The 23,638-nt window shown below is 71.5% G+C and carries 20 protein-coding genes and 1 riboswitch; of the genes, 13 read left to right on the top strand and 7 right to left on the bottom strand.

Features of this window, described 5'->3' with window-relative positions; translation table 11 throughout:
* Positions 1-21 precede the first annotated feature (21 nt).
* The 3 genes from ACFYWM_RS03440 to ACFYWM_RS03430 are packed head-to-tail and all read left to right on the top strand — an operon-like array spanning position 22 to position 3,506.
* Positions 22-1,770, top strand: coding sequence for a serine hydrolase domain-containing protein (locus ACFYWM_RS03440; protein WP_389907976.1), 1,749 nt, complete (start codon positions 22-24; stop codon positions 1,768-1,770).
* A 6-nt stretch (positions 1,771-1,776) separates the two neighbouring features.
* Complete coding sequence (locus ACFYWM_RS03435) at positions 1,777-2,451, top strand: response regulator transcription factor (protein ID WP_389907974.1); 675 nt, start codon at positions 1,777-1,779, stop codon at positions 2,449-2,451.
* Positions 2,448-3,506, top strand: a complete 1,059-nt coding sequence (locus ACFYWM_RS03430) for an ATP-binding protein (protein WP_389907972.1) — start codon at positions 2,448-2,450, stop codon at positions 3,504-3,506. Before ACFYWM_RS03435 ends, ACFYWM_RS03430 begins: the two co-directional genes overlap by 4 nt.
* Positions 3,507-3,545: 39 nt before the next feature.
* Here ACFYWM_RS03430 and ACFYWM_RS03425 read toward each other — a convergent pair whose 3' ends face one another.
* Together ACFYWM_RS03425 and ACFYWM_RS03420 are read right to left on the bottom strand one after the other, a co-directional pair.
* Entirely contained in the window at positions 3,546-4,748 is a 1,203-nt protein-coding gene (locus tag ACFYWM_RS03425; protein WP_389907970.1) for a DUF6716 putative glycosyltransferase, read from the bottom strand.
* Between the two features lie 112 nt (positions 4,749-4,860).
* Positions 4,861-5,799: a hypothetical protein gene (locus ACFYWM_RS03420; RefSeq protein WP_389907968.1), complete on the bottom strand. Its 939-nt coding sequence runs from the start codon at positions 5,797-5,799 to the stop codon at positions 4,861-4,863.
* Between the two features lie 853 nt (positions 5,800-6,652).
* A riboswitch (cyclic di-AMP (ydaO/yuaA leader) is annotated at positions 6,653-6,791 on the top strand.
* Between the two features lie 18 nt (positions 6,792-6,809).
* Here ACFYWM_RS03420 and ACFYWM_RS03415 point away from each other — a divergent pair.
* The 7 genes from ACFYWM_RS03415 to ACFYWM_RS03385 all read left to right on the top strand — a co-directional run bounded on the left by ACFYWM_RS03415 (position 6,810) and on the right by ACFYWM_RS03385 (position 14,859).
* Complete coding sequence (locus ACFYWM_RS03415; RefSeq protein ID WP_389907966.1) at positions 6,810-7,508, top strand: CHAP domain-containing protein; 699 nt, start codon at positions 6,810-6,812, stop codon at positions 7,506-7,508.
* A gap of 538 nt (positions 7,509-8,046) precedes the next feature.
* Positions 8,047-9,396, top strand: coding sequence for an ABC transporter substrate-binding protein (locus ACFYWM_RS03410; protein ID WP_389907964.1), 1,350 nt, complete (start codon positions 8,047-8,049; stop codon positions 9,394-9,396).
* Between the two features lie 84 nt (positions 9,397-9,480).
* On the top strand, positions 9,481-10,458 hold the full coding sequence (locus ACFYWM_RS03405) for a carbohydrate ABC transporter permease (protein WP_389907962.1): 978 nt from the start codon (positions 9,481-9,483) through the stop codon (positions 10,456-10,458).
* Positions 10,455-11,357, top strand: a complete 903-nt coding sequence (locus ACFYWM_RS03400; RefSeq protein ID WP_389907960.1) for a carbohydrate ABC transporter permease — start codon at positions 10,455-10,457, stop codon at positions 11,355-11,357. Before ACFYWM_RS03405 ends, ACFYWM_RS03400 begins: the two co-directional genes overlap by 4 nt.
* Before the next feature lie 35 nt (positions 11,358-11,392).
* A complete protein-coding gene (locus ACFYWM_RS03395; RefSeq protein ID WP_389908264.1) occupies positions 11,393-12,778 on the top strand; it encodes a GH1 family beta-glucosidase in 1,386 nt (461 codons plus the stop codon).
* Positions 12,779-12,812: 34 nt separating this feature from the next.
* Positions 12,813-13,820, top strand: coding sequence for a LacI family DNA-binding transcriptional regulator (locus ACFYWM_RS03390; protein WP_389907958.1), 1,008 nt, complete (start codon positions 12,813-12,815; stop codon positions 13,818-13,820).
* A gap of 49 nt (positions 13,821-13,869) precedes the next feature.
* On the top strand, positions 13,870-14,859 hold the full coding sequence (locus ACFYWM_RS03385; RefSeq protein WP_389907956.1) for a phosphotransferase family protein: 990 nt from the start codon (positions 13,870-13,872) through the stop codon (positions 14,857-14,859).
* 174 nt (positions 14,860-15,033) lie between these two features.
* Here ACFYWM_RS03385 and ACFYWM_RS03380 read toward each other — a convergent pair whose 3' ends face one another.
* From ACFYWM_RS03380 to sigK, 4 genes are all read right to left on the bottom strand, one after another.
* Entirely contained in the window at positions 15,034-15,447 is a 414-nt protein-coding gene (locus ACFYWM_RS03380) for a YkvA family protein (RefSeq protein WP_389907954.1), read from the bottom strand.
* Positions 15,448-15,573: 126 nt separating this feature from the next.
* Positions 15,574-16,182 carry a TetR/AcrR family transcriptional regulator gene (locus ACFYWM_RS03375; protein ID WP_389907952.1) on the bottom strand — a complete coding sequence of 203 codons (609 nt, stop codon included), beginning with the start codon at positions 16,180-16,182 and terminating at the stop codon, positions 15,574-15,576.
* An 82-nt stretch (positions 16,183-16,264) separates the two neighbouring features.
* The gene (locus tag ACFYWM_RS03370; protein ID WP_389907950.1) at positions 16,265-17,047 is read right to left on the bottom strand and encodes an anti-sigma factor domain-containing protein; all 783 of its coding nucleotides are present in this window, start codon (positions 17,045-17,047) and stop codon (positions 16,265-16,267) included.
* On the bottom strand, positions 17,044-17,634 hold the full coding sequence (sigK, locus tag ACFYWM_RS03365) for an ECF RNA polymerase sigma factor SigK (protein ID WP_389907948.1): 591 nt from the start codon (positions 17,632-17,634) through the stop codon (positions 17,044-17,046). Before sigK ends, ACFYWM_RS03370 begins: the two co-directional genes overlap by 4 nt.
* Before the next feature lie 94 nt (positions 17,635-17,728).
* On the opposite strand from sigK, the gene ACFYWM_RS03360 reads away from it, so the two are divergent.
* Positions 17,729-18,946, top strand: a complete 1,218-nt coding sequence (locus ACFYWM_RS03360) for an FAD-dependent oxidoreductase (protein WP_389907946.1) — start codon at positions 17,729-17,731, stop codon at positions 18,944-18,946.
* A gap of 65 nt (positions 18,947-19,011) precedes the next feature.
* A complete protein-coding gene (locus ACFYWM_RS03355) occupies positions 19,012-20,343 on the top strand; it encodes a class II 3-deoxy-7-phosphoheptulonate synthase (protein ID WP_389907944.1) in 1,332 nt (443 codons plus the stop codon).
* A gap of 248 nt (positions 20,344-20,591) precedes the next feature.
* Here the strand turns inward: ACFYWM_RS03355 and trxA are convergent, their stop codons facing one another.
* Positions 20,592-20,963 carry a thioredoxin gene (gene trxA / locus ACFYWM_RS03350; RefSeq protein ID WP_329083319.1) on the bottom strand — a complete coding sequence of 124 codons (372 nt, stop codon included), beginning with the start codon at positions 20,961-20,963 and terminating at the stop codon, positions 20,592-20,594.
* 406 nt (positions 20,964-21,369) lie between these two features.
* Between trxA and ACFYWM_RS03345 the strand changes: the two genes are divergently transcribed.
* Positions 21,370-23,547, top strand: coding sequence for a fibronectin type III domain-containing protein (locus ACFYWM_RS03345; protein ID WP_389907942.1), 2,178 nt, complete (start codon positions 21,370-21,372; stop codon positions 23,545-23,547).
* Positions 23,548-23,638 lie beyond the last annotated feature (91 nt).

Here is a 23,638-nt window from a genome sequence, read left to right as displayed (position 1 = left end):
GGGAGGCCTAGCTTCGCCCTCATGCGCAGATCTCTTCCGGCGATCACGGCCCTCGTGCTGGCGGCGGCCCTGGTGGCGTGTGGCACCGGCCCGGCCGGCCCGCGCCCGCGAAAGACCGCGGACGCCACCCCGTACGCCTCCGCGAACACCACCCCGGATGCCGCCGCGACGCGGTGCGCCCCCCGGCTGGACACGGCGTTCCGCGCGTGGGCCGCGGCCGGGTTCAGCGGGTCGATCGCGATCCTGAGGGGCGGCACGGTCGAGTGTCTCGCCGCCTACGGCACGGCGGACGACGCCACCGGACGGCCGAACACCCCGGAGACGGTGTTCAGCGTCGGGTCGGTCACCAAGGCGTTCACCGCGGCGGCCGTGTTCGCCCTGGTGGAGGAGGGGAGGCTGTCCCTCGACGACCGGGCGGGAGAGATCCTGCCCGAGCTGGACGGCGCCGTGGCCGGGGCGACGGTCAGGCAGCTGCTGCTGCACACCGGCGGGCTCAACGGCTCCCACGCCAAGGGCGACCACGAGCCGCTCGGCCGGGACGCCGCGGTGGCCGCGATCGGCGCGCTGGAGCAGGCGTTCGAGCCGGGCCACGGCTACCTGTACTCCAACGCCGGCTACACGTTGCTGGCGCTCATCGTCGAGAAGGCGTCCGGCCGGAGTTTCCGCGCCTACCTGGCGGAGAGGATCCTGCGGCTGCCCGGCGGACGGGTCGCGGGGGGATTCTGGGACGGGGAGCCCGCCGTGACCGGCCCCCGGGCCGTCGGCCGCCTGGAGAACGGCACGACCGGCCACCCGGGTGGTTTCGGCGGGCCGTACTGGGCGGTGGAGGGCAACGGCGGCCTCGCCATGACCATGCGGGATCTGGCGACCTGGACGCACGCGCTGTTCACCGGGCGGCTGCTCTCCCGCGAGTCGGCCGGGGCCGTCGGCAGGCCGGGGCACGACCTGGACGGCGGCAGGTCCGAGACCCCGGGGTGGGTGGCGTTCGACGAGTCGCTGTTCGGCGAACCGTTCCTGGCCACGGCTGGGGGCGGCGGCGACATCGGCCACAACACCACCGTCGCCTGGGTCCCCGGGCAGGATCGGGTCGTCGCGATGGCGGCCAACAGGCCGGAGGTGAGCGCCGAGGACCTGCTGCGGGCGGTGGGCCCGGCCCTGCTCGGCGGCGGCCCGCTGCCCACCCCCACCCCCGCCGTCACCGCCGCGCCCCGCGACGGCGGCGATCTCGCCGCTATCGTCGGAACGTACGAGCTGGAGACGGGGGGTTCCTTCGACGTGAGCGCGACCGCCGGCGAGGTGACGGTCTCGGCCACCGGCCCCGACGCCGTCGCGGCGCTGTTCCCGCCCCGCGAGCTCCGCGAGCCCGGCGGCGGCCCGCGCGGGCACGACGAGCGCGTGCTGGCGCTGCTGGCCGGCCGGACGCGGGAGGGCCGCGAGGAGCGGGAGGCCCTGACCGCCTCCTTCGGGCCCCTGGGCGACGTCACCCTGGCCGGCACCGTGGTCGGCGGCGGCGAGATTCGCACCTACGTCACCATCACCGCGGGAACGCGGCGGGTCCTCGGCTGGTACTCCGTCAACGAGCGCGGGGGCGTCGAGGCGGCCGAGGTTCCCGCGAGGGCCCCGAGGCTGACCTTCGTCGCCGCCGGAAACGGCTATTACCACCCCGACGACCCGGCCGGCACGGGGCCCGCGGTGAGCCTCTCCCTCCGGGACCGGAAGCTGGTCGTCTCCCGGGCGGACGGGACGTCGACCGCCCGTCGGACCGGCTGACGCGCCGTGCGCATCCTGGTCGTCGAGGACGACCCCGACCTGGCAGAGCTGGTCGCCCTCGGCCTGCGCAACGAGTCGTACGCGGTCGACCTGGCGACGACCCGCCGCGAGGCGGAGGAGGCGCTGCGGACCACGGACTACGACGTGGCCTGCCTCGACCTCTCCCTGCCCGACGGCGACGGGCTCGACCTCGTACGCCGGCTCGCCCTCGACCCCGGCCTGCGCCGGCCCCGGCGCACGCTCGTGCTGACCGCCCGCGACGCCGTCGCCGACCGGGTGGCCGGGCTGGACGCCGGTGCCGACGACTACCTCGTCAAGCCGTTCCACTTCACCGAGCTCGTCGCCCGGCTGCGGGCGCTGAGCCGCCGCGGCGACGAGCTCGGATCGGTCCTGCGGGTGGGCGAGCTGAAACTCGACCTGGCCGCCCACCGGGTCTGGCGATCCGGCGTCGAGCTCGACCTCACCTCGCGCGAGTACGCGCTGCTGCGCTACTTCATGCACCACCCCGGTGTGACGCTCTCGGCCGAGGACCTGCTGGAGCACGTGTGGGACGCCCACGCCAACCCCTTCACCGCCTCGGTGCGGGTCATCCTCAGCCGGTTGCGCAGGAAGCTCGGCGATCCTCCCCTGATCGTCACGATCACCAACGCCGGCTACCGGCTGAAGGGGGCTTCGTCATGATCCGTCCCTGGCGGTCGCTGCGCGCGCGCCTGGCCGTGCTCGGATTCCTCGCGATCTACCTTCCGGCCCTGCTGCTGTTCGGCGTGATCCTGGTGACCGACACCGAGACGACCTCCTGGGTGATCGACGGCGTGGAGAGCACGCGGACCGTGTCCGCGCACGGGTCGGCGTGGGTCACCTGGACCGTCCTCGCCCTCGCCCCGGCCGCCGCCGCGCTGGCCTGGTGGTGGGCGGGCCGGGCGACGGCCCCGATCGAGCGGATCCGCGCGGCGGCCGACGAGATCGGCGGGACCGACCTGAGCCGTCGCATCGCCCTCGACCACGGGCCGGCCGAGGTGGTGGCGCTGGCCGCGAGCTTCGACGCCATGCTCGACCGGCTGGAACAGGCCTCCGCGACGCAGTGGCGGCTGATCGACGAGACCAGCCACGAGCTGCGCGTACCGCTGTCGATCCTGATGACCAACGCCGAGGTGCTCCTCGGCCACCCCGCGCCCACCGTCGAGATCTACCGGCGCGGGCTGCAACGCTCGCGGGCGGCCTCCGAACGGCTCCGGACGACGATCGACCACCTGCTGGTCGACGCCCGCGCGCGGGCCCGCGCCGTGGACCGGCGGCCGTCCGACCTGGTGGCCCTGGTACGCGACGTCGTCGAGCACGCCGGCGTGCTGGCGGCCGTGAACGGGGTCGGCCTGTCCGTCACCGGCCCGCCCGCCGCCGTGTGCTCCGTCGACGAGCCCACCGTGAGCCGGGCGGTCTCCAACCTCGTCGACAACGCGATCAGGTACGCCCCGGCCGGGTCGGAGGTGGAGATCGCCGTCGAGGTCACCGGCGCCGGGGCCGCGGTGACCGTGACCGACCACGGCCCCGGCATCCCCGCCGACGAGCGGGAACACGTCTTCGAGCGCTTCTGGCGCGGCCGGCGCGACGTCCCCGGCACCGGGCTCGGCCTGCCGATCGCCAGGCAGATCGCGCTGGCCCACGGCGGCGACCTCACGCTGGACCCGCCCCGCCCCACCGGCGACGGCTGCACCTTCCGGCTCACCCTGCGCCGCTGACAGGTCGCCGGTCCGCGACCCCGGACCGGGGCGCCGTTCCTAGCCGAGCGCCTTGAGGTAGCGGCGCATCCGGCGCTTGGCGCGGTAGCCGACGCGCAGCACGTTCGGCGGGACCTCCACGCGCATGCGGGCGCGGCGGCGGGCGGCGGCGTACTCGGGGCCCTCCAGCAGGGAACTCGCCGGGACGAGCCGCCCGGAGCGGGCCTGCCCGACCAGGGAGACCATCCGCGACACCCAGTCGCTCTCGCCGCCTGGGTGAAAGTAGTTGACCTTGCACCAGGAGTCGTCCGGGTCCAGGAACCGCCCGGCGGAGAGGTCGTCGAGGGTGCCGAGCAGGCCGCTGTCCTCGAAGACCAGGTTGATCATCTCGGCGCCCACCCCGAAGTCCGACAGCACCAGCAGCGGCACCCTCTGGGCGATCGCCTCCAGCGCGGCGGTCGAGCTGACGGTGACGAACCCGGCCGCGTGGGCCAGGTGCTCGTGCATCGGCCCCACCGCGAAGCGCACGGCCTCGGCGCGCACCCGGCCCTCCTCGGCGAGCGACTGCCACAGGCGCTGGTAGTGGTGGCGCTCGTTGTGGGTCTGGCGCTCGGTGTCCAGGGCGCGGAGCTTGACGACGACGTCCAGGTCCGGCCGCCTGCGGGCCAGCTCGGCCAGGGCGAGCAGGACGCGCTCGCGCTCCTCCCTGCGCTTGGGCACCTTGGCCTGGGTGGCGAACACCACCCGGTCGCGCGGCCCGGTGGCGGCGACCTCCACGCCGTCGCGCAGGAACGGCAGCCGGGCCAGCCCGATCTGGCCGCCCCCGCCCAGCCGCCGGCCGATCTCGGAGAACTCCTCGACCTCCCGGCCGCTGTGCAGCACGAACAGGTCGCACCCGCTGCGGAACAGCCACGCCTTCTCGGTGGCGGGGACGGAGATGCCCGGCAGTCCCGAGACGAACACCGGCCGGGGTCGCAGCCCGGCCAGCACCTCTCCGACCAGCACGTCCACCACGGGTCCCGTACAGGCGACGAGCACCACGTCGGGCCGCAGCCGCTCCGCGGTCCGGCGCAGCGCGCGGGCCGACAGCACGGGCGGGTCGGCTGCCGAACCGGCGACGGCCGCGTGGATCTGCGCCGGCGACGGGGTGATGGGGGTACGGATGACCGCAAGCTCCGTCTCGCAGCCCGAGGGCAGGTCCCTCAGCAGGCAGGCCGCCCACTTGAGGTAGGAGTCGGAGTCGGCCACGGCCAGGACCTTCAAAGAGAACCTCCGGCGGGGAATCCCCGGTTTCGCGCGGTTTCGTGTGTGGAGAGGATTCGTTCGTGGAGAGACGCCCCGCGCCCGGCGGGCCCGCCGGGCATCGGCCGCGGGATCATGACCCGGAGACTCCCGTGTCCTGATGGGCGAACCTCGACAGGTGGGAGCGCAGTGACGGCGCCGCCTCGGCCGTCCACCACTCGTCGGGGACGTCCACCGTCTCCACGGCGACGCCCCGGGCCGAGAGCAGGACCCGCAGGGAGGTGACCGCGGTGGACGGCAGGCTGAGCACCCGCTGCTCGGCGGCCAGGCCGCGCAGGGTCATCTCGGCGGGGGTCCCGCCGTCGTAGACGGTGATCCCCGGCTGCTCCCCGACCCGGACGAGGTCGTCGGGGTCCTCGCGGCGGTGCGGGAAGTAGGCCACCGGACCGGCCGAGCCGAGCCCGGCCAGCCAGGTGAAGTAGCGGTCGCGGTGGATCAGGCCGTTGCGGACCAGCGAGGTGCCGAGGACGACGGTGCGCTCCTCGGGACGGGGCCCGCGCAGCGGCTGGGACCGCAGCCAGGCGAAGTCGTGGGTGACCAGCTCGGCTCCCACGGCGCGTACGGCCTTCGCCAGGTCGGGGGGCACGGGCAGCGCGGTGAAGATCGACAGTCGTCCCGAGCGGGCGGCGGCGCGCAGCCTGAGCCCGGCCGCCGCGCCGAGGACGGTCCTCAGCCTTCCGGCCTTCGCCCTCGCCCTCAGCAGGGGCGTTCCCACCCTGCCGGTGAGCAGTTCCAGGAGCCTGATGGTGGCGAGCCCGTCGTCGACGATCACGATCCGGCCGGGGAGCGCGGTGAGCCAGCGGAACTGGACCTTGCCGGAGAAGGCGTCGCCCACCACCCAGGTCTCGCCCCGGCGCGGCCTGGGCATGTCCTGCCGGGCCGCGGTGAGCTCCAGCCCGCTCGGCAGGGTGAGACGGCCCAGCTCGCGGCCCGTCACGGCCAGCGGGCGGAGTTTCGCCCTGGGCACGAGGTGGCTGTGGGCGCCGAGCAGCCCTGCATGATGTGCCTCCACCGCGCAGAGCATCTGCAGCGGGGACTCCACCCAGGCAACGGCCGAACCCTGATCCCGCGCGTGGTCTCGGCCGTCCTCCACGCCGGGCGATGACCCGTTCACGACTGCCACAACCTAACCCGGTGTCCTTAAGCGCCCGGGAACTGCGGGTGAACAGCCGACCACGCGCGTCTGTTGATGATCGCCAGGACTTTGCCCGCGGGCGCGGCGAAGGCTCGGGGAAAGCGTGTTCCTTTACTCGGCGCCTTTACCTTCGCGGGGTCACGGAACCCCTCGGGACCTCCGCGCGGGCACGTCTCTTTACCTTCCGGGCGCCGAGGCCCGCCCGCGACCCTCCACAACCGCTCTGAGCTGCGCAAACCCCCTCAGGCGCGGGGCCGGTGCCACCGGACCCGGCGCGCCGCCCCCGGGCCGTTCATGGGGGAACCTCTACCATCGGAATACTTTTTACCATCGAATATCTGTTCGAAATTTGACCGGGTACACCACCCCTACCCGAGGGCCTCGCTCGCGCGTCATAGCACCCCCCGGCAGGCGGCTCGCGGGCGGGTCCGGGAAACCCGGATCGCCGTCGGGGCAGGGGATCCCGGCATCGGCGCGACGTCCGCCCGTCCGCCGTGGAGAGGTACGGCCAAGGTCGTCGCGGCCCACCCCGACGGCCGGACGGCACCCCGCAACACCGGCCCGATTCAGACGTATTCCCAAGTCAAGGCAATATGTCCTACTTGTAATCGTCTGCCCTCCTGACGTACCTTCGTCCTGTTCATGGCAATTGTCTAGGTCTATCCAGGTCTATGCATTGCCGTCACATTGCCCGACTGTGTCCCACCTGGTGGAGCCCCTCCACCGAAGGTGAGCACGGCCGCCGAATCCGCGAGGTCTGCGGAACCGGGGAACCACGTTCCTGGGGTGAATCAGCGCACCTGTGCGCCGTAGGGCACTTCCCAGCCCGAACCCGTCAGCTAACCCGGTAGGCGGAATGGAAGCGAAGCAAGGAGTCGAACCCCCGTATGACCAAGCATCGCCTCATCTCCACCCCCCGCGCCGCCTGCGCCATCATGGGCGCGTGCGTCGCCCTGGCGACCGGCGCCACCGGTACCGCCCTGGCGGCCGACGGTCACGGCGTCGTGAACGCCCCGCCCGTCGACACCAAGGCCCAGGACGCCAAGGCCGCGAAGACCCCGCTGCAGATCGTGGCCGAGAGGCTTCCCAAGGTCTCCGCCGCGAAGGTCCTGGACATCGCCTCCAAGCAGATCGGCATCCGCGAGAACTCCGCGGGCGGCGGGACCAAGTTCCACTCCTGGTACATGTCGAGCCCGCGCGCCAAGGAGACCCTCGCCCGCGACGGCGGCAACACCGTGTACGACTACGCCAACGCCCCCTGGTGCGCGATGTTCGTCTCCTGGGTCGGCGAGATGGCCGGCATCCGCCCCACCATGGGCTGGGACGCCTACACCGTGGCCCACGCCAAGTGGTTCAAGGACAACGGCCACTGGGGCACCATCCCGACCCCCGGCGCGGTCGCCTACTTCGACTGGGCCGGTGGCAAGAGCATCGACGGCATCGACCACGTCGGCTTCGTGAAGAAGGACAACGGGGACGGCACGATCACCACGATCGAGGGCAACACCGGCAACGGCGACGTCGAGCAGCGCGTCCGGCCCGTCTCCCAGATCGTCGGCTACGGCTACCCCGTCTACTCCAACTGACCGCGCCCGGCCCGCTTCACCGGCCGCATCCGGCCTGATCCAGCCGACCGCACCCGCCGCCGCCCGCGCCCGCCGTTCCCCCACGGCGCGGGCGTCCCGGCCCCCTCCGGTGGTCGGCGGCCAGGTCCACACGCTCCCGGGGGCGTCGCTCGAACGAGCGGCGCCCCCGGGAGCGTTTCGGCGTCCTGACACCTCCTTGACAGCCTCACGCCGACGCCTCCCGAGGGCGCTCCCCGGCGAACTCCCCTCCTCGCGCGGACACGAAATGCCCCGACTGTATGCCCGTGAGATGGGAGCGCTCCCAATAACCACTATGAGGCATTTGTGCAGGTTTCATACCGATAGTCCTGCCTAAAACGGCCGGATGTAACGGTTGAGTTTCGGCATATTGACGTCCTGGTTGCCCATCGTCCACTCTTCGTGGGAGCGCTCCCAAAGCACATTGAGGAACGACCTCGTCGCGAGGACCGGTTTGTCGGGGACCGGTCCGCGATGTCGCCTCCCAATGATTCGGGCGACCACCTGAGAGGGGTCCGGAATGTTGAACAACAAGCGGCACGGCAAGCTCGCCGCCGTCGCGGCCATGGCGGCCACCGCCCTGGCCATCACGTCGTGCAGTTCCAGCGAGCCCGCCGCGCCCGCCGCGGGCGGCAGCTCCGCCGCCGCGGCCGAGCCGGTGACCATCACCGTGCACACCTTCGGCGGCGGCGAGAACTTCGGCTACGACAAGGCCGTGGAGACGTGGAACGCGGCGCACCCGAACATCCAGGTCAAGTACCAGAACCTGACCGACCGTTTCGAGGACGTCTACCTCCCGCAGCTGCTCCAGCGCCTGCAGGCCAACAGCGGCGCGGCCGACATCATCGCCCTGGACGAGGGCGCGATGGGCCTCATGAAGGCCCGTCCCCAGTTCTTCACCGACCTGGCCGAGCACGGGCTGGACAGCCGCAAGGCCGACTTCCCCGCGGCCAAGTGGGACAACGGCATCAACGCCGACGGCAAGCTCTTCGCGCTGGGCACCGACATCGGCGGCATGACCATGTGCTACCGCAAGGACCTGTTCGAGAAGGCGGGCCTGCCCACCGACCGCGAGGAGGTCGGCAAGCTCTGGCCGGACTGGGCCGCCTTCAAGGCGATTGGCGAGAAGTTCAAGGCCGCCAACCCCGGCAAGACCGACCCCAAGTTCATCGACGGTCCCAACACGCTCTACAACGTGATCCTGTCGCAGGAGGCGCCCAAGAACGGCAACGTCTCCTACTTCGACCAGAAGAACCAGCTCGTCATCGAGACCAACCCGGCCATCAAGACCTCCTTCGACACGGTGAAGAGCTTCAGCGAGGCGGGCCTGACCGCCAAGCTCGCCTCGTTCACCCCGCCGTGGAACGCCGCGATCAAGAAGGGCGCCTTCGCGACCATGGGCTGCCCGGCCTGGATGCTCGGCGTGGTCTCCGGCGCGGCCGGTGACGCCAACAAGGGCAAGTGGGACGTCGCGGCCGTGCCCGGCGGCGCCGGCAACTGGGGCGGCTCCTACCTGGCCATCCCCAAGCAGAGCAAGCACCCCAAGGAGGCCGCCGAGGTCCTGAACTACCTCACCGGCAAGGAGGGCCACGTGATGGCCTTCCAGGAGGCCGCGGCCTTCCCGAGCTCCCTCACCGCGCAGCAGGACCCGGCGGTCGCCGAGCTGAAGAACCCGTTCTTCAACGACGCGCCGACCGGCCAGATCTTCGGCGCCTCGGTCAAGGACCTGCTGCCCGTCTTCCTCGGCGAGAAGCACGCCCAGGTCAAGACCTCGGTGGAGAAGGTGCTCGAGGGCATGGACCAGGGCTCGGTCCCCTACGACCAGGCCTGGACCAAGTTCATCGAGGCCGGCGTCAAGGCAGCGGGCTGATCCCCGTACCGACCCGCAACGGCCCGGCTGCGGTGACCCCGCGGCCGGGCCGGTCGCCTGCCCCCGCTGAAAGGTTCAGACCGAATGACACTGCACGTCGACTCCCCGGCCGCCCCGCCGCGACCCGGCCCCCGCCGGTCACCGGGGCGCCGCGGACCGGGCCGGGGCGGTGGGTGGGCCCGGTTCGACCTCCGGGCGACCCCCTACTTCCTCGTATCCCCTTATTTCCTGCTTTTCGCCATCTTCGGGATCTTCCCGCTCGGCTACACCCTCTGGGTCTCGTTGCACGAGTGGGAGCTCGCCGGGGACAAGACCCTCGTCGGCCTTGACAACTACATCGAGCTGATCACCGACGAGGCCTTCTGGAACGCGGTGATCAACACCCTCGGCATGTTCGTCATGTCGACGGTCCCGCAGCTCGTCCTGGCCCTCCTGCTGGCCAACGCCCTCAACAAGCGCATCCGGGGACGGCTCTTCTTCCGCCTCGGCGTGCTGCTGCCGCTGATCACCTCCGTCGTCGCCGTCGCGGTGGTCTTCACCCAGCTGTACGGCCGCGACTACGGCCTGATCAACTGGTTCCTGAGCTTCTTCGGGGTCGACGCGATCAACTGGCAGAACGAGAAGTGGTCCTCGTGGATCGCGATCTCCACGATGATCGACTGGCGCTGGACCGGCTACAACGCGATCATCCTGCTCGCCGCCATGCAGACCATCCCCAAGGACCTCTACGAGGCCGCCGCCATCGACGGCGCCACGCCCAGGCGGCAGTTCTGGCAGATCACCATCCCGATGCTGCGCCCGACGATCATCTTCGTCGTGTTCATCTCCACCATCGGCGGCCTGACGCTGTTCACCGAACCGGTCATGTTCGACGGCAACCCGACGATGAGCGGCGGCGCCACCGGCCAGTACCAGACCGTGGCGATGTTCATCGTCAAGGAGGCGTTCCGCGACTTCGACTTCGGCTACGCCGCGGCCGCCTCGTGGCTGCTGTTCGCGCTGATCCTCCTCGGGACGCTCGTCAACTACTCCTTCACCCGCCGTATCGGGGGTTCCAAATGACGGTCACCCAGATCCGGCGACCGCCGGCGCAGCACGCCCGGCGGCCCTCCGGCCCGTCGGCCGCACGGAACCGCATCTGGGACGCCGGCCCCATGACGAAGGTCGTGCTGGCCTTCGCCCTCGTGCTGTCGGCGTTCCCCATCTACTACATGTTCATCATGGCCACCCGGACCAACGAGGAGGCCATCGACGTACCGCCGCCGCTGTTCCCCGGCGGCCACCTCGGCGAGAACATCGCGCGGCTGCTGTCGACCGAGGACGCCTACTTCGTGACGGGCCTGGTGAACTCGGCCATCGTCTCGGTCACCGTGACCTTCTCGGTCGTGCTGATCTCCACCCTGGCCGGTTTCGCCTTCGCCAAGCTCCGCTTCCGGGGCAGCAAGATCCTGCTGGGCCTGATCCTGGTGACGATGATGGTCCCGCTCCAGCAGATGGGCGTCGTGCCGCTGTACGAGCTCATGGTCACCCTCGGGTGGACCGGCCAGCTCAAGGCGGTGATCCTGCCCTTCCTGGTCAACGGCTTCGGGGTCTTCATGATGACCCAGTACGCCACCCAGGCGGTGCCGGACGAGCTGGTCGAGGCGGCCCGCGTCGACGGCGCCTCCACCATGCGCATCTACGTGAACGTCATCCTCCCCGCGCTCCGGCCGGGCATGGCGGTCCTCACGCTCCTGGTCTTCATGCAGACCTGGAACGAGTTCATGTGGCCGCTGATCGTGCTGAACCCGGACAACCCAGTGGTTCAGACCTCGATCGCGGCGCTCAACCAGGCTCACGGCACCGACTACGTGATGCTGTTCACCGGCACCGCGGCGTCGGTCCTGCCGCTTTTCATCGTTTTCATCGCGTTCGGCCGCCAGATCGTCGGCGGACTCATGGAAGGTGCGGTCAAGGCGTGACGACGCAAGAGACGCGGATTCAGACCCCGGATCTGATGTTCCCGACGAACTTCATCTGGGGCGCGGCCACCTCCGCCTACCAGATCGAGGGCGCTGTCTCGGAGGGCGGCCGAGGCCGCTCCATCTGGGACACCTTCGTCAAGCAGCCGGGACGGGTGGTGAACGGCGAGCACGCCGACACCGCCATCGACCACTACAACCGCTACCGGGACGACGTGCGGATGATGGCCGAGCTCGGCCTCGGCGCGTACCGCTTCTCCGTCTCCTGGCCCCGGATCCAGCCCGAGGGGCGTGGGGCCGTCAACCAGGGGGGCATCGACTTCTACAGCCGCCTGGTCGACGAGCTCCTCTCGCGGGGCGTCGACCCGTGGGTGACGCTCTACCACTGGGACCTGCCCCAGGCCCTGGAGGACGCGGGCGGCTGGCCCGCACGGGACACGTCGAAGCGCTTCGCCGACTACGCGGCGGCCGTGCACGAGGCGCTGGGCGACCGCGTCCGCAACTGGAGCACGGTCAACGAGCCCTGGTGCTCGGCCTTCCTCGGGTACGCCTCGGGCGAGCACGCCCCCGGGCGGCGCGAGCCCGACAAGGCCGTGCACGCCGCCCACCACCTCCTGCTCGCGCACGGCCTGGCCGCGCGGGCGATCCGGGCCCAGCGGCCCGAGAGCGTCATCGGCGGCTGCGTCAACCTGTACGCGATCACGCCCCAGACCTCCTCCGAGGCCGACCAGGACGCCGCCCGCCGCATCGACGGGCTGCAGAACCGCTTCTTCCTGGACGCCCTGCTCAAGGGCGAGTACCCGGCCGACGTCCTGGAGGACCTCGGCCGCCCGGCGGGGCTCGTCCACGACGGGGACATGGAGATCATCTCGACGCCGCTGGACAAGCTGCTGATCAACTACTACAGCCGCTTCACCGTCTCGGGCACCCCCGGCGGCGCCGCGTCGGCCGCGGCGGCCCCCACCAACGCCGGGTCGCCCTGGGTGGGCAGCGAGCACGTGTCGTTCGTCGAGGGCGGGCGGCCCGTGACGGCGATGGGCTGGGAGATCGACGACTCGGGGCTGCTGGAGATCCTGCGCCGGCTGGCCGCCGAGTACCCGCGCGTCCCGCTGGTCATCTCCGAGAACGGCGCCGCCTTCGACGACGTCGTGGGCCCCGACGGGGTCGTCCACGACCGCGAGCGGGTGGACTACTTCGACGCCCACCTGCGCATCTGCCACGCGGCGATCGAGGCGGGCATCCCGCTGGAGGGGTACTTCGCCTGGTCGCTGATGGACAACTTCGAGTGGGCGTGGGGGTACGGCAAGCGGTTCGGGCTGGTCCACGTCGACTACGAGACCCAGGCCAGAGTTCCCAAGGAGAGCGCTCTCTGGTATGCCGGGACCATCAGGCGTGGAGGCCTGAGCGGTCCGGCAGAATAGGGGCCGGGAAATTCACCACTGGGGGCGCGAACACATGAACGGCGACCGTCGTCCGACGCTTGAGGCGGTCGCGGCCCTGGCCGGTGTCGGCCGGGGCACGGTGTCGCGGGTCATCAACGGCTCGCCGAAGGTGAGCGAGAAGGCCCGCGACGCCGTGCTGCGAGCGATCCAGGAGCTGGGCTACGTGCCCAACCGGGCGGCCCGCGCGCTGGTCACCCGGCGCACCGACACCGTGGCGCTGGTCGTCTCGGAGTCGGAGCTGCGGGTCTTCGACGAGCCGTACTTCGCCGGGACCATCCGCGGCATCGGCTCGGCCCTGTCCGAGACCGGCCTGCAGCTGATCCTCGCGATGGCGCAGTCGGAGCAGGAGCACGAGCGGCTGGAGCACTACCTGACCGGGCAGCACGTCGACGGGGTGCTGCTGATCTCCCTGCACGGCGCCGACCCGCTGCCGGGGCGGCTGGAGGCGATGGGCGTGCCGACCGTCATCGGCGGTCGGCCGGTCGGCCTCACCCCCTACAGCTACGTCGACGTCGACAACCGGGCCGGGGCCAGGCAGGCGGTCAAATACCTGCTGGGCACGGGCCGCCGCCGGATCGCCACCATCGCCGGCCCCCAGGACATGGGCGTGGGCGTCGACCGGCTCGCGGGCTACCGCGACGCGCTGCTCGCGACCGGCGTGAGCGAGATGGTGACGTACGGCGACTTCAGCGAGGAGAGCGGGATGGCGGGGATGCGCAGGCTCCTCGCCGAGCACCGCGACCTGGACGCCGTCTTCACCGCCTCCGACCCGATGGCGCTGGGCGCGATGCGGGTGCTGCGCGAGGAGGGCAGGTCGATCCCCGGCGACGTCGCGGTGATCGGCTTCGACGACTCCCCCGCCGGGGCGCACTCCTCCCCCGCCCTCACCAGCGTGCACCAGCCCACCGAGTCGATGGGCCGGCAGATGGCCCACCTGCTCGTCGCCCGCATCAACGGGGAGCAGTTGGAGCAGCCGGTGGTGATACTCGACACCCACCTGATCCGGCGCGACTCCGCCTGACTTGACTCACCCTCGCCCCCGGCAGCACCGAGGCAGGACAAGGTAGGACATGGACAGCAGGACGAAACGCCCCCTCACCCCCGCCGAACTCGACGCGCTGGCGCGGCGGGCCCTGGGCACCGGCGTCTCCTCGGCCACCGAGATGACCGACGGCTTCGCCAACGCCGTGTGGCGGCTGGCCCTGCTGGACGGGCGCGAGGTGGTCCTGAAGCTGTCGCCGCCGCCCGAGCTGGAGCAGCTGAGCTACGAGCGCGACCTGCTGCGCACCGAGGCCATGGTCTACGGCCTGGCCGGTCCGGCGGGGGTCCCGGTCCCCGAGCTGCTGCGCGCCGGGTTCGACGACCCGGTGCTGGGCGGCGACTACCTGGTGCTGTCCGCCCTCGGCGGGGTGCCGTGGAACCAGGTGCGTCCGGCCGAGGCGGACCGGCGGGCCCTGCGCCGGGAGCTCGGCGGCCACCTGGCCCGGCTGAACGCGATCACCGGCGACGTCTACGGCTACCCGCACGCGGGCCTGACCGGCGGCACCTGGCGGGAGGCGTTCCTGACGATGACCGGAGCGCTCCTGGCCGACGCGGGGCGCTACGCCACCCCGCTGCCGAGGCCGGTGCCCGAGATCGCGGCGGCGATCGGGTCGGCCGCGGGGGCGCTGGACGAGATCACGACCCCCTGCCTGGTCCACTTCGACGTGTGGCCGGGCAACGTCTTCCTGACCCGCGACGAGACGCCGCGCATCCAGGCGATCATCGACCACGAGCGGGCCTTCTGGGGCGACCCGCTGGCCGACTTCGTCACCCCGACGATCTTCGGCGAGCTGGACGAGTCGGACCCGATCGTCGCCGGGTACCGCGACGCGGGCGGCGTCGTGGAGTTCACCGCTCCCGCCCGCACCCGGATGGCCCTCTACCGGCTCTATCTCGGCCTGATCCTCCTGGTCGAGAACGGCCCCCGCCAGTATCCGGAGAAGGAGTACGCCTCCCTTCGCGACCGCGCCTTCGCGAGCGTGCTCAGAGCCCTCGACGCACTCCCGACCACACCGTGACGAACGTATTCAAAGCCCTCGACACACTCCCAGCCACACCGTGACGAACGTGCTCAGAGCCCTCGACGCACTCCCAGCCACACCGTGACGAACGTACTCAAAGCCCTCGACACACTCCCAGCGGCTCCGTGACCGGGGCGGTCGTCGCCTCGCGCCCGCGGGGGGAGACGCCGCTTACGGCTGTCGAGGTCCTCCGGCGAGGCGCCGGACGACGGCCAGCCCCTCCGGCGTGCCGGGCCAGTGCCCGGCCAGCGCGTCGGGACCGGCCCGCTTGATGACCGAACGCAGGACGAAGGCGACGATGATCACGTCGTCGGCGTAGCCGAGCACCGGGACGAAGTCGGGGATCAGGTCGACGGGCAGCGCCAGATAGCCCAGCAGCAGCCACAGCCGGACCCGTACCCCGCGCGGCAGGCTGTCGTCGCGCGCGAGCCCGGCGACCAGGCGGAGCAGGTCGGGCAGCAGGCGCAACGCCTCGCCCAGCGCGCCTCCCCTAGGACGCGCCGTCACCAGGAAGGCGGCCAGGGCGAGCCAGAGCAGCACCAGGCCCCCCACGACCCCCGCCGCCACCTGCCAGACCTCGGACACCTTCGCCCCCTCCCCGTTCTCGCCGCCCGGCGAACGCCGCCGTACCGGCACCCCGGACACCGGAACCGGAGGCCAGGGTACGCGTCCGGGAGGGGACCGGGGCCGCCGAGGCCCGGCGTGTGAGGCTCAGGCCGCCGAGGCTCGCAGTGCCGTCAGGGCGGCGTCCAGCGCGGCGCGCAGCGGCCTGATCGAGCGCGTCGTCTGGGTCAGCAGCAGGCCCCCCTGGAGCGCCGCGAAGATCGCCAGAGCCAGTTCCTCGGGGTCGGCGTCAGCGCGGAGCAGGCCGCCGTCGCGCATGCGCGTGAGCCCGGCCCGCAGGTATCCGCACCAGCGGTCCATGTGCCCGGCGACCTCGGCGGCGCGCTCGGGGTCGGTGCCGACGAGCTCGCTCGCCATCGCCCCGATCGGGCAGCCCCAGTGCGGCTGCGAGCCGTAGTGCGCGATGACGGCGTCACGCCAGCCGTCCCACGCCTCCCAGGTGTCGAGCGTGTCCAGGAACGGCCGCTGCGCCTGGAGCACCCGCTCGGCCTGGAACGCCGCGATCGCCGCGACCAGGTCGCGCTTCCCGTCGGGGAAGTAGTGGAACAGCTGGCTCTTGCTGGTCGCCGTCCCGGCCCGGATGTCGTCCAGGGTCGTGCCGCCGACCCCGCGGGCCAGGACCAGGTCGGCGGCGGCCTCGACGATGCGGGCGCGCGTGAGCGCCCCCTTGACGGTGAACTTCGCCGTGGTCGACATGCCGACAGCATAACTCCCTGGACCGTACGGTCCAATATGTCGGCGGGCCGGGGACGCGGTGGGATGGTCCGCAAGGCCCCGTTCAGGTGGAGGGAAGATCGGCGATCATGATGGGGGTCGTGGTGGGCTGGTCGGAGCCTCCGGCGGGTTCGACGGTGAGGCCGACCCGCTCGTCACCGCGCAGGGGCGTGGCCAGGACCGGGACGACACCCCCGTCGGCGGCCCGCTCCAGCAACCCGGCCGGGCGGACGCCGTCGCCGCCCATCAGCCACAGCTCGTAGACCCGGGAGCCGGGCAGCGGCGGCAGCCCGCTGGCGGTGAAGAGCATCTTTCCCTGGGAGGGCGCCACCACGATGACGCCGGTACCCCCGGAGGAGACGCGCTGCCTGACGGTCTCGGCGTCGGGGGCCGCGATCACGGCGACGACCTGCCGGAGCCGCTCGCGTTCCCCGGCGGCGTCGACCGCGACGACACCGAGGACCACCGCCGCCGCGGTCGACACCGCGGCCAGGCCGGTCAGCGCCCTCCGGCGCCAGGGGGAGGCCGGGCGCAGCGGCACCGCGTTCTCCCTCCCCGCCCGGTCGGGCCGCTCGTCCCGCCCGGGTTCGGGCGGTGCGGCCTGGCGATCGAGGATCGGCGGCTCCTGCCGCACCTCGGCGATCCGCGTCATGACACGGGCCCTCATCGCCAGCGGAGGAGGCTCGGCCGCGCCCAGGGCGAGCCGGGCGGCGGTCTCGGACAGGCCGCGCACCTCGACGGCGCACGCCTCGCACCGGGACATGTGCGCCTCGAAGAGCGCCGCGTCCCGCTCGGGCAGGGCGTGCAGCGCGTACGCGCCGGAAAGGGTGTGGAGGTCGTCGTTCACCGTTCCACCCCCATGCAGTCGCGGAGCCGCACCAGGCCGTCGCGCATCCTCGTCTTGATCGTACCCAGCGGCACCTTCAGCAGCCCGGCCACCTCGGGGTAGCTGTAGCCCCCGTAGTAGGCCAGGGTGACGGCCTGTCTCTGCAGGTCCGTCAGGCCGCCGAGGCAGCGGCGCACCCGCTCACCCTCCAACCGGGTGGTCACCGTCTCGGAGACCTGGTCGTAAGGGATCTCCCCCGACATCCTGGAGACCCTTTCCTCCCTGTCCGTGGAGGCCTGGGCGGACCGGACCCGGTCGACGGCGCGGCGGTGGGCCATCGTCATCACCCACGCCAGGGCGCTGCCGCGGGTCCGGTCGTAGCGGGAGGCCGTACGCCAGACCTCGACCAGGACCTCCTGCGCCACCTCCTCGGCCTGCGCGCGGTCGCGCACGACACGTCGCGCGAGGCCGAAGATCGGGCCGGCCAGCAGGTCGTAGAGCCGCTCGAAGGCCGGCTCCCGCCCGAGGGCCACCTGGGCGAGCAGGTCCTCCAGGCCGGGGGGACCGTCAGGATCCGGCACCCCCGCGGGGTCGCTTTCTGTCCTCACACTTCGCCATTCGACACTGAATGTGGGGTGGATTGCCAACGAACCTGTTTTCTTCCGCCGGATCCTGTGCCACAATTTCAACGGGTGATGAATTATGAGACGGAACACATGCGTGATCGCCGGGGGCGGCCCGGCGGGGGCGATGCTCGCGCTGCTGCTGGCCAGGGCCGGCGTCGAGGTGACGCTCCTGGAGAAGCACGACGACTTCCTGCGCGACTTCAGGGGCGACACCATCCATCCCTCGACCCTGCAGATCCTCGACGAGCTGGGCCTGGCCGAGGAGTTCCACCGGCTCCCGCACCGCAAGACGTACAAAATGGAGATCCACACCGACGACGCCACGGTGCCGGTCGCCGACCTGCGGGGACTTAAAGGCAAATATCAGTACATCGCCTTCGTCCCGCAGTGGGAGTTCCTCGACCTGCTGACCACCGCCGCCAAGCGCTATCCGAACTTCCGCCTCCTCATGGAGGCCCAGGTGCTCGGCGTGATCCGCGAGGGAGACGCGGTGAGAGGGGTGCGCTACCGGGACCCCTCGGGCGAGCACGAGCTGCGCGCGGCACTCACCGTGGCCGCCGACGGCCGCCACTCCGACGTACGCCGGGCCGCCGGGCTCGTCCCCGTGGAGCACAGCGCCCCCATGGACGTGGTCTGGTTCCGGCTGCCGCGCGAGCCCGCCGACCCCGGCGAGAGCTTCCTGCGGGTGTCCACCGGCCACATGATGGTGGCGATCAACCGCGAGACCTACTGGCAGCTCGCCTACCTGATCCCCAAGGGCGGCTTCGAGGCCCTGCGCGCCCGGGGGATCGAGGCGATCCGCGAGCCGGTCGCCGGGCTCCTGCCCTTCCTCGCGGACCGGGCCGGGCAGCTGCGGGACTTCGAGGCGGTCAGCGTGCTGTCGGTCGCGCTCAACCGGCTGCGCCGCTGGCACCGCCCCGGCCTGCTGGTCATCGGCGACGCCGCGCACGCCATGTCCCCGATCTTCGGCGTCGGCATCAACCTGGCCGTACAGGACGCGGTCGCCGCCGCGAACCTGCTGGCCGGGCCGCTCGCCGCGGGGGCGGAGATCCCGGAGTCACTGCTCGCGAGGGTCCAGCGGCGGCGCACCCCGCCGACCGCCGTCACCCAGTTCGCCCAGCGCGTCGTCCAGAGCCGGCTGATCCGTCCGGCGCTGAGCGGGCACTCCCGGCCGGTGCGGCTGCCGCGCGACATCTCCCGGCTTCCCCTGATCGGCGCGCTGGCCAGGCGTTTTGTCGGGTTCGGCATCCTCCCGGAGCATGTTTCCAGCCCCGCGAAATCTCACCAGGTATAAAGACCTTCTCACTCCGTGGACAATCGGGTCTGTTCGAACAGCCCCTTGCAATAGCCTGGTATGTCGTGAGCATCAACCTCGATTCCTGGCGGCAGCTGCCTGCGGCGCAGCAGCCCGAGTGGCCCGACCGCGGCGAGCTGGACAAGGTCGTCACCGAGCTGAAGGGCCTCCCGCCCCTCGTCTTCGCCGGCGAGTGCGACAACCTCAAGGCCGACCTCGCGGCGGTGGCGCGGGGCGAGGCCTTCGTCCTCCAGGGCGGAGACTGCGCCGAGACCTTCGCCGGCGCCACCGCCGACGACGTGCGTAACAAGCTCAAGACGCTGCTCCAGATGGCCATCGTGCTGACCTACGCGGCGAAGGTCCCCGTGGTGAAGATCGGCCGGATGGCCGGGCAGTTCGCCAAGCCGCGCTCGAAGAACTTCGAGACCCGCGACGGCGTCGAGCTGCCCGCCTACCGGGGTGACATGGTCAACGGCTTCGACTTCACCTCCGACTCCCGCGTCCCCGACCCCTGGCGGCTGCTGCGGGCCTACCACTCCTCCGCGGTGACGCTCAACCTGATCCGCGCCTTCACCAAGGGCGGTTACGCCGACCTGCGCCAGGTGCACGCCTGGAACCAGGACTTCGTGATCGAGTCCCCGGCCGGCAAGCGCTACGAGCAGCTCGCCCGCGAGATCGACCAGGCGCTCGCCTTCATGCGCGCCTGCGGGGCCGAGCCCGAGGAGTTCCACACCGTCGAGTTCTACTCCTCGCACGAGGCGCTGATCCTCGACTACGACCAGGCGCTCACCCGGATCGACTCTCGGACCGGCCGCCCGTACGACGTCTCCGCGCACATGGTCTGGATCGGCGAGCGCACCCGCCAGCTCGACGGCGCCCACGTGGACTTCTTCGCCAGCATCCGCAACCCGATCGGCGTCAAGCTCGGCCCGACGACCAGTGCCGAGGACGCCCTCGCGCTGATCGAGAAGCTCAACCCGGACAACGAGGCCGGGCGCCTGACCTTCATCACCCGGATGGGCGCGTCGAAGATCCGCGAGCACCTCCCCGAGCTGGTGGAGAAGGTGACCGCGAGCGGCGCCCAGGTGGCGTGGATCTGCGACCCCATGCACGGCAACACCTTCGAGGCGCCCAGCGGCCACAAGACCCGCCGCCTGGACGACGTCCTGAACGAGGTGGCGGGCTTCTTCGAGGTGCACCGCGCGCTCGGCACCCACCCGGGCGGCGTCCACATCGAGTTCACCGGCGACGACGTCACCGAGTGCGTGGGCGGCGGCGCCGAGATCGTCGAGGACGACCTGGCCAGGCGCTACGAGACGGCCTGCGACCCGCGTCTCAACCGCGGCCAGTCGCTCGACCTGGCTTTCCGGGTGGCCGAGCTCTACCGCTCGGTCTGACCTTCCAGACCGGACCGGGCCAGATCGGGCGGGGCCGAGAAGACCGGCAAGGCCGGACGGGCCGTCCCAGCGGGCGCTGAGGCGACCCGCCCGGCCCACCCGGCCCACCCGGCCCACCCGACCCGCCCGGCTCATCCGGGCCTGCGGGTCACGCTGTTCACACGGGCATGCGGCTGTGCGGGCATGCGAAAGCCCCGTGCCATCGGACCTCTGTCATCCGGCGGTGCGGGGCTTTCGCGATGCGGACATCAGCCCTTCTGGGCGCCCAGCTCGTTGGCGAGCTCGGCGCGGATCGCTTCCATGTCAAGCGCGCGGACCTGGCCGATGAGGTCCTCGAGGGCGGGCTCGGGCAGCGCGCCCGGCTGGGCGAAGACGACGATGCCGTCGCGGATGGCCATGATCGTCGGAATCGAGGTGATCTCGAATCCCTGCGCGAGCGCCTGCTCGGCCTCAGTGTCGATCTTGCCGAACTTGATGTCGGTGTGCTTCGCCGACGACTTCTCGAAAATCGGCCCGAAGGTGCGGCACGGTCCGCACCAGGCCGCCCAGAAGTCCAGCAGGACGATCCCCTCATCGGCGATGTCGTTGAAGTTCTTCTCGGTTACCTCGATGGTGGCCACCGGTGGCTCCTCCTGTCGTTCACGTCTGTATGGCTGGCATAACCACTTCCCCTCCCCACGCATTCCATCCCGCCGTACCGCCAGGTCACCGGGGCGCGGGAACCCGCCGGGCCGGTGGACGCGGCCGGGAGCGGTGAGTCCGGAGGTCGCTCCCGTACTCGATCCGGCCGCCCGCCACCCCCAAATGGGGCACACCGCTCCGAAACTTTCCAAACGACGCCTCCGGTAGGGAAAATAAGCCTTCTTTCATCTATATTCCGAAAGTTTACCGGAGGGTGAAGGCATAACCCCAGGCCAGAAGCTCGAAAAAAAGCCGATCGTCGAAATATTTCGGTATATGCGTTGACGCATTTCGGTCGCGTTCCCAGACTGATCGCCAACACCTCACCCGGAAGGGAGAGCCCCAGTGATCATCGGCTTGACCCGCTTCAAGATCCCTTCGAGGGTCGTCGCACTGGCGGTGGCGGCGACGCTCTCGATCGCCGGAGCTGTGACCGTGGCCTCCGCGGAGGCCACCGCCGCCGCGGCCGGAGTCGAGAACGAGGGAGCCGACTGCACGGGGCCCGGCCTGCCCGACGCGGGATCGCTGCCCACCGACTCCAGGCTCCCTGACCCCTTCAGGAAGCTGGACGGCACGCGCATCTCCACCCGGTCCGAGTGGCGGTGCCGTCGCGAGGAGACCAAGAGGCTGGCGGAGAGGTTCGTCTACGGCGAGAAGCCCGTCAAGCCCGCGAGCGTCACCGGGACGGTCTCCAGGACCAACATCACGGTGAACGTGAACCACAACGGCAGGAGTTCCAACTTCTCCGCGAGCGTCTCGCTGCCGAGCGGGTCAGGCCCCTTCCCCGCCGTCGTCGTCCTGGGAGGGTTCGGAGCCGACACGGCCGCCATCAGGGCGGCCGGTGCCGCCGTCATCAGCTACGACCCCTACGCGGTCGGGCGGGAGGGCACGCCGCGCAACAACAAGCAGGGCGCCTTCTACAGCGTCTACGGCTCCTCCTCCGGTACCGGACTGCTGATGGCCTGGGCCTGGGGGGTGAGCCGGATCATCGACGTCATCGAGCAGTCGGACGGCAGCGTCCTCAGGGCGGACGCGACCGGCGTCACCGGGTGCTCCCGGTTCGGCAAGGGCGCCTTCGTGGTCGGGGCGTTCGACCAGCGCATCGCCCTGACCATGCCGATCGAGTCGGGGAGCGCCGGAGTTCCCATCTTCCGCGGGATTCCCGGGGAGGGCGCCCAGAGCCTGAGCAGCGCGTACGGGGAGCAGCCCTGGCTGGGTGACGCGTTCGGCTCCTTCACCGGCAGCCCGGCACGGCTGCCGGTGGACACCCACCAGATGGTGGCCATGGTCGCGCCGCGCGGACTGTTCGTCATGGACAACCCGCACATCGCCAACTTGGGCCCCAGATCCGCGAGCGTGGCGACCCTGGGCGGGGCGGAGGTCTACAAGGCGCTCGGCGCGGGAGAGAACATCACCTACTGGTCCGACGTCCAGGACGGCAGCCACTGCGCCAACCGGTCCGAGTGGCGGACCCCGTTGCAGCAGAACATCCAGAAGTTCCTGCTGAAAACGGGCAACGCCCCTGGCGCGATCAGGATCTCCTCCAGGGCGTCCGGCAACCTGTCGGAGTGGAGGGACTGGCAGACCCCGGCCCTCGGCGACTCGGGCGACACCACCCCGCCGAGCACGCCGGGCACCCCGGTCGCGTCCGGCGTGACCGCCACCGGCGCCACGCTGAGCTGGACCGCGTCCACCGACCAGGGCGGTTCCGGTCTGGCCGGCTACAACGTCCACCGCGAGCAGGGTGAGACCGACCCGCAACTCGGGCAGTCCGCCACCACCTCGTTCACCCTCACCGGGCTGACCGCGAACACCCAGTACCAGGTGTACGTACGGGCGCGTGACGGCGCGGGCAACCTGTCGGGCGCCTCGCAGCCGGTCACGTTCACCACGACCGGCGGCGGTGGCGACACCTCGCCACCGACCGCCCCGGCCGGCCTGACCGCCTCGGGGACCACCTCCACGGGTACGACCCTGAGCTGGACGGCCTCGACGGACGACACCGGCGTCACCGGCTACGACATCCTGCGCGCCCCCGGCGCGAGCGGCGGCGCGTTCACCCAGGCCGGCACCTCGGCCACGAGCTCGTTCGGCGACACCGGCCTGACCCCGAACACCACCTACCGCTACCAGGTCAGGGCGCGGGACGCCGCGGGCAACACCTCGCCCGTCTCGAACACCGCCCAGGTCACCACCCAGCCCGGCACGTCCACCGGAGCCTGCGCGGCCGTCGCGACCGTGCAGACCCAGTGGGGCAACGGGTACGTCATCCAGCCGCTGACCGTCACCAACACCGGCACCTCGGCGATCACCGGATGGACGGTCACCTTCACGCTGCCCGCCGGGCACACACTGACCGGCTCGTGGAACGGCACCACCACGGTCAGCGGGCAGACCGTGACCATCAGGAACGTCGGCCACAACGGCGCCCTCGCCCCCGGGGCCGCCACCAGCGGCGTCGGCTTCCAGGTGAGCCGCCCGAACGGCAACACCTCACTCCCGTCCGGATACACCTGCGCCTGACGGCGCGAGGCGCGGGCGGCACGACGTGACCTCCGCGGGGCGACCCGCCCCGCGGAGGTCCGCGACGACAAACGCGCGGGCCCCGTGACCC

The organism is Streptosporangium sp. NPDC002721, assembly GCF_042888905.1.
Classification (GTDB): Bacteria; Actinomycetota; Actinomycetes; order Streptosporangiales; family Streptosporangiaceae; genus Streptosporangium.
Note: the sequence above shows the minus strand (reverse complement) of the source record. Positions and strands in the feature narration are given on the sequence as shown.

Bases quoted from the DNA above. Each gene is read 5' to 3' on its own strand.
- ACFYWM_RS03440 (WP_389907976.1), top strand. From the start codon at position 22: ATGCGCAGATCTCTTCCGGCGATCACGGCCCTCGTGCTGGCGGCGGCC.
- ACFYWM_RS03430 (WP_389907972.1), top strand. From the start codon at position 2,448: ATGATCCGTCCCTGGCGGTCGCTGCGCGCGCGCCTGGCCGTGCTCGGA.
- ACFYWM_RS03415 (WP_389907966.1), top strand. From the start codon at position 6,810: ATGACCAAGCATCGCCTCATCTCCACCCCCCGCGCCGCCTGCGCCATC.
- ACFYWM_RS03410 (WP_389907964.1), top strand. From the start codon at position 8,047: ATGTTGAACAACAAGCGGCACGGCAAGCTCGCCGCCGTCGCGGCCATG.
- ACFYWM_RS03405 (WP_389907962.1), top strand. From the start codon at position 9,481: ATGACACTGCACGTCGACTCCCCGGCCGCCCCGCCGCGACCCGGCCCC.
- ACFYWM_RS03400 (WP_389907960.1), top strand. From the start codon at position 10,455: ATGACGGTCACCCAGATCCGGCGACCGCCGGCGCAGCACGCCCGGCGG.
- ACFYWM_RS03395 (WP_389908264.1), top strand. From the start codon at position 11,393: ATGTTCCCGACGAACTTCATCTGGGGCGCGGCCACCTCCGCCTACCAG.
- ACFYWM_RS03390 (WP_389907958.1), top strand. From the start codon at position 12,813: ATGAACGGCGACCGTCGTCCGACGCTTGAGGCGGTCGCGGCCCTGGCC.
- ACFYWM_RS03385 (WP_389907956.1), top strand. From the start codon at position 13,870: ATGGACAGCAGGACGAAACGCCCCCTCACCCCCGCCGAACTCGACGCG.
- ACFYWM_RS03375 (WP_389907952.1), bottom strand. From the start codon at position 16,182: ATGTCGACCACGGCGAAGTTCACCGTCAAGGGGGCGCTCACGCGCGCC.
- ACFYWM_RS03360 (WP_389907946.1), top strand. From the start codon at position 17,729: ATGAGACGGAACACATGCGTGATCGCCGGGGGCGGCCCGGCGGGGGCG.